Source organism: Terrimonas pollutisoli (assembly GCF_029360765.1).
In the GTDB taxonomy this organism is placed as follows: Bacteria; Bacteroidota; Bacteroidia; order Chitinophagales; family Chitinophagaceae; genus Terrimonas_B; species Terrimonas_B pollutisoli.
On the sequence record NZ_JARKNA010000001.1, the window covers coordinates 736,225 to 750,150 of the forward strand.

At 41.8% G+C, this 13,926-nt stretch carries 10 protein-coding genes; all 10 read right to left on the reverse strand.

Annotated elements, in window-relative coordinates:
- Nucleotides 1–14: 14 nt before the first annotated feature.
- Nucleotides 15–782, reverse strand: coding sequence for an SDR family NAD(P)-dependent oxidoreductase (locus tag P2W73_RS02930; RefSeq protein WP_276500488.1), 768 nt, complete (start codon nt 780–782; stop codon nt 15–17).
- 94 nt (nt 783–876) lie between these two features.
- Nucleotides 877–3,504: a PKD domain-containing protein gene (locus tag P2W73_RS02935; protein WP_276500489.1), complete on the reverse strand. Its 2,628-nt coding sequence runs from the start codon at nt 3,502–3,504 to the stop codon at nt 877–879.
- A gap of 8 nt (nt 3,505–3,512) precedes the next feature.
- Nucleotides 3,513–4,316 (reverse strand): alpha/beta fold hydrolase, encoded by an 804-nt coding sequence (locus P2W73_RS02940; protein WP_276500490.1) that lies wholly within the window; start codon nt 4,314–4,316, stop codon nt 3,513–3,515.
- A 26-nt stretch (nt 4,317–4,342) separates the two neighbouring features.
- On the reverse strand, nt 4,343–5,947 hold the full coding sequence (gene lnt / locus P2W73_RS02945) for an apolipoprotein N-acyltransferase (protein WP_276500491.1): 1,605 nt from the start codon (nt 5,945–5,947) through the stop codon (nt 4,343–4,345).
- A 67-nt stretch (nt 5,948–6,014) separates the two neighbouring features.
- Entirely contained in the window at nt 6,015–6,533 is a 519-nt protein-coding gene (locus P2W73_RS02950; RefSeq protein ID WP_276500492.1) for a 5' nucleotidase, NT5C type, read from the reverse strand.
- Between the two features lie 27 nt (nt 6,534–6,560).
- Nucleotides 6,561–8,057: an IMP dehydrogenase gene (gene guaB / locus P2W73_RS02955; RefSeq protein ID WP_276500493.1), complete on the reverse strand. Its 1,497-nt coding sequence runs from the start codon at nt 8,055–8,057 to the stop codon at nt 6,561–6,563.
- A gap of 163 nt (nt 8,058–8,220) precedes the next feature.
- Nucleotides 8,221–10,254: a T9SS type B sorting domain-containing protein gene (locus P2W73_RS02960; protein WP_276500494.1), complete on the reverse strand. Its 2,034-nt coding sequence runs from the start codon at nt 10,252–10,254 to the stop codon at nt 8,221–8,223.
- 87 nt (nt 10,255–10,341) lie between these two features.
- The gene (gene dprA / locus P2W73_RS02965) at nt 10,342–11,448 is read right to left on the reverse strand and encodes a DNA-processing protein DprA (protein ID WP_276500495.1); all 1,107 of its coding nucleotides are present in this window, start codon (nt 11,446–11,448) and stop codon (nt 10,342–10,344) included.
- Between the two features lie 232 nt (nt 11,449–11,680).
- Nucleotides 11,681–11,887, reverse strand: coding sequence for a type II toxin-antitoxin system HicB family antitoxin (locus tag P2W73_RS02970; protein WP_276500496.1), 207 nt, complete (start codon nt 11,885–11,887; stop codon nt 11,681–11,683).
- 39 nt (nt 11,888–11,926) lie between these two features.
- The gene (locus P2W73_RS02975; RefSeq protein WP_276500497.1) at nt 11,927–13,843 is read right to left on the reverse strand and encodes an OmpA family protein; all 1,917 of its coding nucleotides are present in this window, start codon (nt 13,841–13,843) and stop codon (nt 11,927–11,929) included.
- Nucleotides 13,844–13,926 lie beyond the last annotated feature (83 nt).

Consider the following 13,926-nt stretch of genomic DNA (forward strand, 5'->3'; position numbering starts at 1 on the left):
ATCAGGGAATTCCCTTAAACAGGTTTGTTTCTGAAGAAATAAATAGCATCGGCCTGTTGGGTACAGGTGATCACGAGATCGTTTATACAAACATGTGGCGGCAGCGTAGTGCAATAGTAAATTACATCGGCCACATCATTGGCAGATAACGGTTCAATTCCATCGTAAACACTTTTTGCGGTTGATTGATCGCCTTTAAAACGAACCATCGCAAATTCTGTTTCTGCAGCTCCCGGGTGAATGGCAGTTACCTTTATGTTATGCCGCAGCAAATCAATTCGCATCGCCTGGTTTAGTGCATCTACCGCATATTTGGTAGCGCAATATACATTTCCTCTTTCGTACACCTGTTTACCGGCAACAGAACCCATGTTGATAATATGTCCCTCTTTGTGTGATGCCATCAATTGCGAAACCGCTTTTGCCACATACATAAAACCTTTTACATTAGTATCTACCATGGTATTCCAATCTTCCAGATCAGCTTCTTCAAAATAATCACGGCCAAGGGCCAGCCCGGCATTATTAATGAGAACGTCAATTTTTTTCCATTCTACGGGAAGCCCTGCAATTGCATCGAAAACTTCTTTTTCATTTCTGACATCGAAAGGCAGCAGCAGCCCGGCGATATTATATTTTCTTTCGAGAGAATTGCACAGCTCCTGTAAACGGTCTTCACGCCGGCCGTTTAGTATCAGGTCATAACCATTTGCAGCAAATTTTTCAGCGCAGGCTTTTCCAAAACCAGAAGTAGCTCCGGTGATAAAAACAATCTTTGGCATGTAGCAAGTTAAGAAAGTTTACGGGTTTAAAGGGGCAGCGGGAATGAGCGGTGAACACTTAAACCAATTGAACTTCTGAAACTTTTTAAACCTTTTACCTGATAAGTGTAACCGTGCCTTTTAGAAATATGGGTTTGCCGAGATAGTCGATAGCACTTACCATCCATACGAATACATTGCTGCCCTGGAGTACGCCGCTAATTTTTCCATCCCATCCCTGTTCATTGGTCGTAGTGCTGAATATCATTTGTCCCCAGCGATTGAAGATGCGGAAGTATTTGATTTGGTGCACACCTACTGCAATAGGCCGTATCACGTCATTTAATCCATCCCCGTTAGGCGTAAAGGCGGTGGGAACAAAAACGTAGGGGATTGTTTTAAAAATTTTTACGGTTACAAATGCGGAATCGGAACAGCCTGCTTCGTTAAAAACCTGCACGGTGTACCGGACTGTATCAACCTGTTCATATGTGGCAACTGGATTTTTTACAGAATTACTGTTAAGTCCTGATGACGGTGACCATAGGTATCGAACACCTCCTTCTGCATTTAACTGCAATGGCTGGCCAACTACTACCATGGTATCATTTCCTGCAAAAGGGATTATTTTAGGCAAGACGGTCACCAATACTGTATCGAATCCTGGTTTGGGACATCCTTTCGTGTCAAAAGAAGTAAGTGTATAAGCTGTCGTAGAAAACGGATAAGCTGTCGGGTTTAACGTGTTTGCATTTACTAAATTGCTGTTTGGTGACCAGGTGAACGTACTTCCATCGTGTGAACCATGTAAAAGAGCCGGGGTGTTGTAACAAATAGTAGTATCATTACCGGCGTTAGCAACCGGGTAAGGTACCGTTCGTACAACAATATTTTCGGTTGCCGTACAACTTCCAATACGGGCCAGCACCCAGTAGGTTGTAGTACCAGCAGGAAGCGCAGTTGGATTTTGTAATGTGGGGTCATTCAAACCAGCTGCAGGCGTCCATTGGTGTTGGAGGCCATCGCTCACAATATTTAGCTTTACAGAATCTGTCAAACAGATTGTTGTATCATTCATAGCCCGTGTTGTTACAACTCTTACAACTCTTATTCTTACCGAATCGGTATTTATGCATCCTTGTTCATTTAATTGTACGGTGTACGTGGTTGTTGTTGTTGGATTCACAGTTGGGGTGCCCGAGTTTGAATTTGTCATTGCCGTAACCGGGGTCCAGCTGAACACACCGGTTCCCGACGCCTGCATTTGAACAGCATCGGGAACACAGATCAGCGTATCCCGAAAAGCTAATGTGATAGGCGGTTTCGAAATGATGCGTAATGGTTTTACCAGGGTGTCAAGACAACCTTTGCTATTGCCGACTATCAATTGAACATTCTTGGTGCCAGTATCCGCGAAAGTCCAGTTTGGATTTTTTATCGTAGATGTGTCAGCATTGGTTGTATTGTCACCAAAATTCCAGTTCCACTTGTCTACAACTCCGTAATTAGTGGTGGTTCGGTCAGTAAATAAAACGGGGTTAGTAAGACAGATTCCATCAGAATTAAATGCAGGAAAAAAGCCGGGCCATACCCGTACTATGGCTGTGGTGGAATCAGAACATTCCTGGTTACGATTCGTGACCAACTTAATGGTGTAATCGCCGGCGGTTGAATAGGTATGTGTCGGGGTTTTTAATGTTGATGAGTTATTGGCAACTCCGCTTCCGGGATCTCCAAATTCCCAGTAGTACGAGTTGATCATAGGGCTACTGCTAATATTATTAAAAGTTAATGTGAAGCCATCGCAGGAAATGTATTCAGGATTCAATTGTGCTTTGGCAATATCACAACCACCGGCCTTTATTTGAAGATCTTTTCTTTGAACAGCTATAACTTTTCCGTCTCTAATTTCACTTACACATACGGTAACTACATAAATACCCTCTACAGGAGACTTTCCTGAAATGAGACCTGTATTAGGATCAATTGTTACACCCTGACCTAACGGGGCTGTACTAAAAAATGGGAAACTATAATTTACGGAAGAATATGGCGGCGCAACCGGGGGATTGGGAGCTGGTGTATTGGGACCTCCGCCTGATCCACTTTGACCGCCACCAAGGTAGGCATTGCAAAATTCGTAACGCAGCACATCATTTGGATCTTCATCCACCGCTGCAAAACTATACGTGAAAGGATAACCACCACAAACGATGACTGTGTCCTCTCCAATAAATTGTGCGCTATTATTTTTGGGAGCGTCAGCCAAAACATTTGTACCCGGTATGTCGGCTGTATAAGTGGCCCCCTGACTGCCAGAAGAAGTAAGGTTACTAATACCATTGATCCGGCAACAGCGCTGGTAAGCAATTGTGTAACCTTTTTCGGATGCAGGAAGTGTTACTGTAAATTCATAATAGCCTACTTCGTAGCATACTGTTGGTGCATTGGTAATGCAGGGGCCGGGAGTTCTCAGACGAAGTTCAGTGCTGCTAGTTCGGGTGATGGATTGATTCCATACCATTACATTATTGGTCTTGTTAAAAATGCCGATCGCAGCAGCGGGGTCCAGGGGGGCGCCAACATCGCCACAATTTCTAAAAAGCTTTAAGGTAACATTGTAAGTGTACATATTGCCATTGACGCTTACAAAGGAGTAATATATCTCACCACCGGTTATATGTTCAGCCAATAAAAGTTTGGAGATAAAAAGGGTGGTCAATATAAGTAATAGACGTTTCATGGATTGGATCAGGGGCGGTTCATATCACGTAAGAACTCCTTAAGTATAGTATTGCTTTTTGTGGTTTCTTCCAGCATGCCCATATGCCCCGATTGATGCAAAATATGAATATACGATTTTTCGGGTAGGTGTGTTAGCGTCAGGCTATCCTGGAAGGGAATGGCATTGTCGTGCTCACCGATGACAAATAGCACCGGCAATGAGGTGGTTTTCAATAAGTCTGTCGTATCCTGTCTGTCCATCATGGCTTCGTAGTAAGAAACGAGTGCAGGGGCAGAAAAGTTGTTTAAACCACGTATAAATTCGTCGATTAATTCCGGCCTTTGCTCTTTGGTAAAGGCCGAAAACAGGTTGGGCGTGGTGCTTTGGAGAAAAGTAAAAGCCCCATTTTTATTAATGAACTCAATTCCTTTTTTGCGGGTGGCCTTTTTTTCTTCGCTATCCGCATAAGCCGTTGAATGAAACAGTCCAAACGCTTTCAGGTATTCAGGAAACTTCTTTGCAAACGCCAAGGTAATATATCCACCCATGCTATGTCCGATCATTACCAGGGGCAGGCCTAACGCTTCTGCGTCGATAATCAGTTTGACAATTTCTGCCAGTCCTTCCATACTCATATCCTCAACCATATCTGATCGGCCGCTGCCTGGCAAGTCCGGAACAATTAATAAAAATTCATCTTTTAAAAAATCAACCTGGCACTGCCATACGTCACCCTGTTCTCCGAAGCCATGGATCAACAGCACTGGCTGTCCTTTACCAAATAATCTATAAAAGACTTTTTTATCACGGACGATTATTTCTTTATTCATAAAAGATGATTTGAAGTAATGGCCACTTATTTTCTAATCCTGTTGAAAATGGGTACGGCTATCGTCAACAGCAATAACAAAATTGCAACTACGGTTGCCGCACGGGAAAGAATATCTCCATGCCTTACAAAAAATGTTTGCCTGCTATCAACAGGAATTGTCATTTTTATGGAGGCTTCTGTATCCCATGGTTGAGGGTTGATAACATTACCCAGCGGGTCAATAAAGCAGCTGATGCCGGTATTGGCACTTCTCGCTATCCATTTTCTTGTTTCAATGGCACGCAGCCTGGCGTAACTCATATGTTGTTTGTAGCCCGGTGTGTTGCGCCACCATCCATCGTTGGTAATGATCGTTAAAATATTAGCGCCCTTCCGTACATATTCCGTGATGTAATCGCTGTAGATACTTTCATAACATATGATCGGTGCAGCCTTAAAATGATTATCCCACGGCACAAAAACTTTTCTTTCTGAATCTCTGCCAAGCGTACCACTGATGCCGCCAAAATCTTCAAACCATTTGCCCATGAAATTAAGAAAGGAGGGCAGGGTTTCTACCCCTGGAACCAGTTTTGCTTTATGATATAATTGGATACTGGTATCTTCTTCAAAAAATGCGGCTGTATTAAAGGCATCGTAATAGGTTTGGCTGGTAGGTTCAAGCCTTGCTGTCTTTGGCGCTTTCTCTTTATCAGGGCCGTAATTTTTATAACTATCAATGCCCGTTAGTAAACTTACAAATGGATGCCGGTGAAGAAAGGACCACACGGGATAATAAAAAAAATTAGTCTTTATCTGGTCTTCCCACACTTGTGCCGGGATCGCCGTTTCGGGCCAAACAACCAGGGAAGTGTTTTTGTCAATCTGTTTTTCAGACAGGACTACCAATTTCTGTATCTGCGATTCGATAGAGCCGGTAAATTTTTCAGTATAGGGATCAATATTGGGTTGGACAATCACTACATTTTTTTTTGCAGATGCCATTTCTTCGCTGGCAATTTTTCTCTCTTTGTTCAAAATAATTCTTGAAAAAAGTATTGGTGCAGTTATTAAAGCAATCCAAATGGCTAGGGTGATATAATAGGTTTTTGTTTTTCCTGCTGTTCTGTATTGTGAAAGAATGGCGTAAGCAATGATGTTGGTAAGCAATATCCATAGGCTACCACCTGTAGTGCCGGTGTATTGATACCATTGCACCCATTCGGGATGAGTAGAAAACGAATTACCTAATGTGAGCCAGGGCCAGCTTAAGTCCCAGTTGTGATGAATATATTCAAATGTCAGCCAGAAAATAATTAATGAACCATATCCTATCCACTGCCCAAATTGTCTTTTGGTGAAATAGAATAGCAACCAGGGCACACACATAATAAGACTATTGGCGATAAATGCTCCCATAGCTCCGGGCGGACTGGCATACCATATCCACCAGGTCGTAGCAATATTCCAGATGAGCATCTGCAGGTAGGTAAGACCAAAAATTTTTTTCCAATTGCCACTATTATCTTCAAGCCACAATAGTGGTACCCATGCAACGAAAATTAGAATTGTCACCGGCGAAGTGGGCCACGCAGCCCATAATAGAAGACTTCCTGAAAGAGCGGTAAGGGAACTGGAAAAACGTTTCACAAAAGTTTATTTCTGTAAAAATAGTTTTTGTGAGTTGGAGTGCAAATAAATCAAAGGCTTACGCCTGTTATAATAACATTTGCGCTATTTCCTGCCAGCTATATACCCGCCTGTGACGTCCATTGTCTGCATGTGCATTATGCGGCTGTGTAAATAGAATGCTGGTATGACCTTTAAAGAAATCAAGATTTTTAAAATGATCATCGATCATTATATCAGCTTTCACAATTTCTTTTGATCCGCAAAAAACCATTTGTTGCCAGGTGATAAAAGGGAAGTGCTCATTTAACCAGGCTTGTTTTTCAGTCAGGCTTAATGGAAATTCGGTAGCAGCCGATACTATAAAAACTTCGTACTTCTCATTCAGCCTCGCCAGTACATCCTGGCTGTCCTTAATTACTAAAGCAGTACGGAAAAAATCCCTGGTATGCAGGTGTTTTTTTGAATTGGGGAAAGCCGCGAGTTCGGGAATACCCATTACTTCTTCTACCGTCTTTCTAATACCGCTTTCTTTTTCTTCCCATGCTATAAATTGTTCGACAGTGTCTGATAAAACACCATCCATATCAACCGCTATTCTTTGCATGAACTTGTGAACTTTTAAACTTTAAACTTATTTCCTGCTGTAGTTGGGAGCTTCTTTAGTTATCTCTATATCGTGTGCATGACTTTCACGCATACCAGCGTTGGTGATCTTTACAAAGGTTGCATTCTTTAAATCGGTCATGTTTTTAGCACCGCAATAACCCATGCCTGCACGAAGACCCCCTACATACTGATATACTACTTCCTTTAAAGTTCCCTTATAAGCAACACGTCCTTCTATACCTTCCGGTACGAATTTTTTCACATCATCTTCAGGATCCTGGAAGTAACGATCACTGCTACCGGTTGCCATAGCACCCAATGAGCCCATGCCACGATATTCTTTGAATTTTCTTCCTTCGTATATAATTGTTTCACCCGGGCTTTCTTCTGTACCGGCAAAAATGCTTCCCATCATTACACAATCGGCGCCTGCTGCCAATGCCTTTACCATATCACCTGTATAACGAATTCCCCCATCCGCAATCAATGGAATATTTTTTTGTTTGAGTACAGAATGTGCTTCCATGATAGCCGTCAACTGCGGCACACCTGCACCAGCAACGATCCGCGTGGTACAAATTGAACCCGGTCCAATACCAACTTTTACTGCATCTGCACCAGCATCAGCTAATGCTTTTGCTCCGGCAGCAGTTCCTACGTTTCCAGCTATTACATTTATTTTTTTGAAATTCTTTTTTACCAGTTTTAATGCATCGATTACCCCTTTGCTGTGTCCGTGTGCGCTATCCAATGCTATGATGTCAGCACCTACTTGCTGCAAGGCAGCAACACGATCTAAAAAATCTTTAGTGATACCTACACCTGCGCCAACCAGCAACCTTCCAAACTGATCTTTTAATGCATTGGGAAAGCTATAGAGTTGCAGTATGTCACGGTATGTAATGAGACCGATTAATTTTCCTGTTTTGTCGACAACAGGAAGCTTTTCAATTTTATATTGGCGTAATATTTTTTCGGCTTTTTTCAGGTCAGTTCCGTCGGGAGCAGTGATCAAATTTTCTGAGGTCATTACCTCGCTCACTTTCATCTTCGCATCTGTTTCAAAACGCAGATCCCGGTTGGTTAAAATACCCGTGAGTTTACCGGTTGCATCAATAATAGGGATACCACCGATTTTATTTTCACGCATCAGCTTCAGTGCATCACCGATCGTTGCGTTCTCCAGTAAAGTGATTGGGTCCAGTATCAAACCACTTTCGCTTCGTTTTACTTTTCTCACCTGGCCTGCTTGTTTCTCGATGCTCATGTTTTTATGCAAAATTCCAAGGCCTCCTTCACGGGCCAATGCAGTAGCCAGGGAGGCTTCAGTTACTGTATCCATTGCTGCGGATAAGAGGGGAACATTTAACGAGATATCTTTTGTCAGGCGGGTTTTAATGTTTACATCCCGGGGTAGCACCTGGCTATAGCCGGGCATCAACAATACATCATCGAACGTTAGACCTTCACCAAAAAATTTAGGGGATTTGCTCTTCTGAGCGGGGGAAATTCTTGTTGCCATGTGCAAAGATAGGGCAGTGGCCGATTACGTGCCAAATTTTTGTAGTAAGCGGTGAGTAATGAGATTATAAATCCCGTGAGCAAAAGTCAATTGGAGCGTTTTTCTTTTCGAAAATTAATTACAATCAATAATTGGAAACAGGTAGCATGTAGAATTAGGCTACTCACCTGATTAATGTTGTTGTCCCTTTCTGAAAAACTTTTTTCCCCGTATCGCGATGAGTATATTCCAAAAACCAAACATATACGCCTGTAGCCTGTAGCAGACCTCCGATCTTTCCGTTCCATTTTTCCTGCCAGTTTCGTGAAGAAAATACCAGTTGCCCCCACCGGTTAAAGACTTTGAACTGCAGATTATCTGCTTTGATGGCATTGGTGGGATAAAGAAAATCATTCAAACCATCGCCATTCGGTGTGAAGGCAGTAGGAACGGCTATGAAGCAATTGTTAAGTACTTTGATCGGTTTACTGATACTGTCACTGCATCCTATCGCGGTATTGGATGCAACTAATTTAATTATATAAGTAGTTTCAATATTGGTATTGGGAAAATAATATGGATCGGGTGCTTGCAAATTACTTGTTCTTAACAGACCAAAATTCCATCTCCAGGTATCAATAAGCCCTGTGCTTGTATTTTCCATGATCAACGGATCTTCAGGACAAATGATGTCAGGCATTTGAAAGTTAGCCGTCACTTCATTGTCTAATGTGAGTGTAATAGCAGAAGTATCGCTGCAAATATTATTTGTAACAATTAGCTGGACGGTGTTTGTACTGGTAGCCGGAAAAATTAAACTGTGCGAACGGCTGGTGGCAGTTTCGGTGCCATTAAATAACCAATTCCATTTTGTTACTCCATGTGCGCCATCATGTGAAAATGTCAGGGTATCCTTTCTGCATCCCATTTCATTGATATAGGTGAATGCTGCAGAGACAGTATCAACGGTCGTGAATGAAACAGGTAGTGGTTGAATGATCTTGCCGCATTCATCTCTTACCGCACCGCCATTAACACTTAGTTTCGGTATTACTGTATATGATCCTTGTGTGTAAATGGGTTGATCAAATGTGACGATGATAATATCACTTAATCCGTCTGTGCAATTGCTGCCTGCAGCGCCAGTAATATTGACCGTAGTCGGGCCAGTTATTAAAAAGTTTGTTCCATCAGGTGCAATTGTGCTGCAATCAATTTTTTTACTGAAATGCAATTTTATAGAATTGGGTGCGCACCCCGCAGCACCAACGCTGTCAATGGGGATCGGTTGGGGGACGAAAAAGCTAAACGGTGTTGGTTCGGCAACAGGAATTCCTCTTTCACAATTGTCGAGAACAGTATTATCATCAGAACCGTCATTGATAATAAGTTCATAGTCGCCGGTGGTAAGTGGCGCAGCCAGGGTGAGTGTTATTTCATCAAAGTCAAATGATGATGAACAGTTGGTTGCTACAGCAGAAATGACCGTGGTCACGGCAGGTGCAATACTAAATTCACTGCCGGAAGCAGTGAGGCTGTTACAGCGCATTTTTTTATTTAGTTTAACAACGATCTTGCTACCATCACAAGAAGCTGTTGCCTTTTGTAAGTGAGGTTCTTTAGGATCTGTTATAACGGCTGTACCGCCACCAAATGATAATGAATAACCACTTTGTGAATCTGTAAAATGGCTCACCAATAAAATATATTCATGACCCGCAATAAGGTTTGGCATTTTGGCAAATCTTGGCTTGTCTTCAACAGCAGGATTGGATGCACACTGAATAAAATTAACACCTGAAGCGGAAGCCCCTGTAGTGCCGGAAGAACCGGACCAATTGCCCGAAACAATTATGTTTTGATTGGTGAAAACTTCGTCGGGATCAAGACCGGTTATATCATAAAGCTGCCAATCGTAATCATCTCCCAGGTTTTTGGGAGTTATTGTAAAACCCAAGGTGCCGGATGTATAACAAGTAAACTTATACCAAAATGGATTTTTATTCTCATAGTTGGCATTACCGCTCCCCGAGCAGCCGGGAACAAATAAACTGGCTGTGCTGCAGATGGGCACATTATTCTGTTCAAAGGTGGTAGTGCCACAGACCGGGAAAGCGGTTTTGGGAGTTTGCCCTAATGTAGTACAAGCTTGTCCTAAGGCATTAGATCCATAGAGACAAAGGATAATAATTGTAAGCAGTACTTGAACTGGCTTCACTGACATAATTAAGAGGCGTAAAATAGTAAAAATCGGGCTTATGTATTGACAATAAAACAGCTAATTACGTTGCCTCGGAGAAAACTTTCAGGCAATCTGGTACACTTTGCCTGGTAAAGACAACACCACGTTTTGCAATTCGAGGTTGAGGATGGCGGCAGCGACCGAACTGCTGCTCAAGCCACTTTTCAGGTTTATTTCATCAATGTGAACTTGTTCTTTTTCCCGCAAAATGCCAATGATTACTTTTTCATCATCGTTCAGCTCAATAAATAGTTCCCTCTGTTTTTTTGGCTTTGCGGACCGGGATGATACTTCATCCCAACCCATCAATTCAATCAGTTCCTGCGCATCGGTAAGCAGGACAGCTTTGTTATTTTTGATAAGATAGTTACAGCCAGCACTCTTTGTATCGGTTACTTTGCCGGGAAATGCAAAAACATCTTTGTTATAATTATTCGCCAATTCAGCCGTTATCATACTTCCACCTTTAGCCCCGGTTTCGACCACGATTGTTGCATCGCTAAGGCCGGCTACAATACGATTGCGGGTAGGAAAATTATGCTTGTCAGGTTTGGTTTTACTTCTGAATTCAGTCAGCAAGCCGCCACCTGCTTTAATCATTTCCTTTGCAAGACTGGTATGTTGCGATGGATACACCTGGTCTAAACCATGTGCCAACACACCGACGGTCCGGAGATTATTTTTTAAGGCAGCCTTATGCGCAATTGCATCAATACCATACGCAAGGCCGCTAATGACCATCACATCCTGTTCGGCCAGTTCTTCGAGGAATGTTTCTGTTATTTGCTTTCCATAATCGGTATGATTTCTTGTGCCGATGATGGAAATAATTTTCTTTTGATTTAGATCGGCTTCGCCCTTATAGAATAAAAGAGTGGGAGAGTCGTAACAATTCAGCAATCTTTCCGGGTAACCTTTGTCAGCAATAAAAAGTGTGTTGATCTTGTATTTTTCAATGAAAGTTATTTCTTCTTCCGCCTTCGAAAAATCAGCAAATGATTTGATGGATTCGGCTCTGACGGAGCCAATACCTTCCAATTTCTCTAACTGAGATTTTTTTGCTTTGAAAATATCTTCCACATCATATTGTTGCAATAATATCTTGGCCTGTACAGGTCCGATATTAGGAACAAGTGTTAATGCAAGTTGGAAAAGCAGTTCGTCATTCATTTGGAGAATATGTCATCCCGTGAAGATACAAATTTGAGAAAGTTACATTTTAGGAATTGATAGTTGTTTACATATGGCATCACAAAGAAACTTTTCCAATTTCGGATGGCGGGAATCGTTGTTTTCTTTTTGGTCAGGAAATTTTGATATATATCATGTTTTGCACCATGACGATGCAGATAACAATCGTGATTGGCCAGGTGTTGAAGAAACTCTGTTCGCTTTATCGACACTAGGCGACAATCTTTAAGTCTTCTTCCAATACGGTGTTTTCAAATCCCGGCTCCTGCTGCATGTCCTGTAGGTAAAGTTCAAGCGCATCCAGCACATTTGCTTTTGCTTCCTCTACAGTTGTTCCCTGGGATAACACAGCTGGGATTTCTTTTATTGAGGATACAAAAAAATCTTCACCTTTCGTGATAACTATTGTAAGCTTCATCCTTTGTTTTGTTTGCTTAAAGTTAAAACTTAAAGCCGATCATTGCCCCACCACTTTCATTTCTGTCCGCCTGTTCTTTGCTCTTCCTTCTTCTGTTTTGTTATCGGCTACGGGCTGTGTTTCTCCAAAACCTTTAAATGTAAGTCGCTTCGGGCTGATCCGTTTATTGATGAGATAGGCGACCACTGTTTTAGCCCGGTTGTTTGATAGTGTGATATTCTCAGCAGGTTTTCCAACATTATCGGTATGTCCCGAAATCTGGATTTTTAATGTTGGATTATCATTCATTAATTGGATGATCTTGTCCAGCTCAGCCTGTGATTCCGGCTTAAGATCAAATTTGTTTACATCAAAGAAAATATTGTTTAAGACAACTGACGCATTTACTTCAATTGGCTGAAGAGGAATGTTTTTTTGATAAACAGAGTCAAGCGTTCGCTGACTTAAAAAGAAATTGTCTGAGTAAAACAAATACCCTTTCCTGTTAACATTAAAAGCATAGTCTTTTCCTACGGGTAAAGTAACAAGGTAATTTCCCTGTTCATCTGTTTGCACTTTCGAAATGGTCTGTTTAGTAGCGATATCAATCAGTTCAACTGTCGAGGGCAAACCTTTTGTTGTTTTTTTGTCGAAGACATTGCCCTTTATCCAAAGCGTTTTATAGGGACGAACATCTTCACGCAATTCAAAGCTATAAATATCAAGACCACCCTTGCTGTCATTACGGTCGCTGGCATAATAAGCAGTTTTTCCATTGGCGTCAATGAATAATGTTCCCTCACGGCTGATTGTATTAATTGGATAACCAAGGTTTATAGGCTTGCTCCAATCGCCGCCTGGTCCTTTCCGTACATAAAAAAGATCATCATCGCCATAGCCGGGCCAATAGTTAGAAGTGAAGTACAAAGTTTGGTTATCAGCATGCATGAAGGGACATTGTTCGTCGCCGCTTGTGTTGATCCCTTCACCCAGGTTTTCGGGTTCGCCCCATTTTCCATTGGATTGTAAATGCGAAACGTAAATATCGCTGCCGCCAAATCCGCCCTGCCTGCGACTGGCAAAATAAAGATCACGTTTGTCAGGCGACAAGCAGGGCTGTGATTCCCATTGATCGGAATTTACCCATCCACCCAGATTGATGGCTTCGCTCCAACCTCCTTTTTCGAGATAGGAAATATAGATATCGCAACTGCCAAAACCATCAGGTCGATTGCAACCAGTAAACACCAGCCATTGTCCATCCTGCGAAATATTTTGTGCGCCTTCGTTCTGACTTGTGTTGACACTTCCTTCCATTGATTTCGCTTTTTGCCAATGGGCACTATCCTTTTTACTGGTAAAAAAATCTTCATTAGCTCCATTCAGCCTCCTGGTAAAAACAAATTCTTTACCATCAATGGTCATCGAAGGAAAATACTCGGATTCCGAAGTATTAATAGATGCACCCATATTTTGCGGAGCAAATAGATAGTTTTTGTTTGCATTTTTTCTTGCATAGTCAACTGCAAATTGAAAGCAACGCTTCCGGTATTCTGCCGCCTTTAAGGAAGTAGAATTTTTTGGAGGATTTTTTTCTAATAGCTCATTGATGGCGTTTAATGCTTTTTCAAATTCACCGAGGCCCGCAAGATTAATAGCGTAGGGTAGTTTATATTCGACAGTATAGTTCGTGTCCTGGGGAAAGGCCTTCTCGTAATATTCAACACTAGCTTTATAATTTCTTAGCTGACCATATACGCCTGCCAGGGATAAATAGGCATCCAGGTATTTATTATCTATTTCTATGCATCGTAACAATAATCCTGCTGCATGGGTCAGGTTGCCATCCTGGGCTCTTTCCATCGCCTGGTTGTAAAGGACAATGGCGTTCTTATTGACTTTTGACGGATCATAAGATTGACAAAAACTAGTGACAGAATACAGCAACGCTAAAAAAAAGATTAACAGTCTTTTCATCAATTATCATTTCATTACTATAACGAAACTAATTGATTTTTATTCCACTATGTGTCAAAAAATAAACCAGGAAAATTTGACTC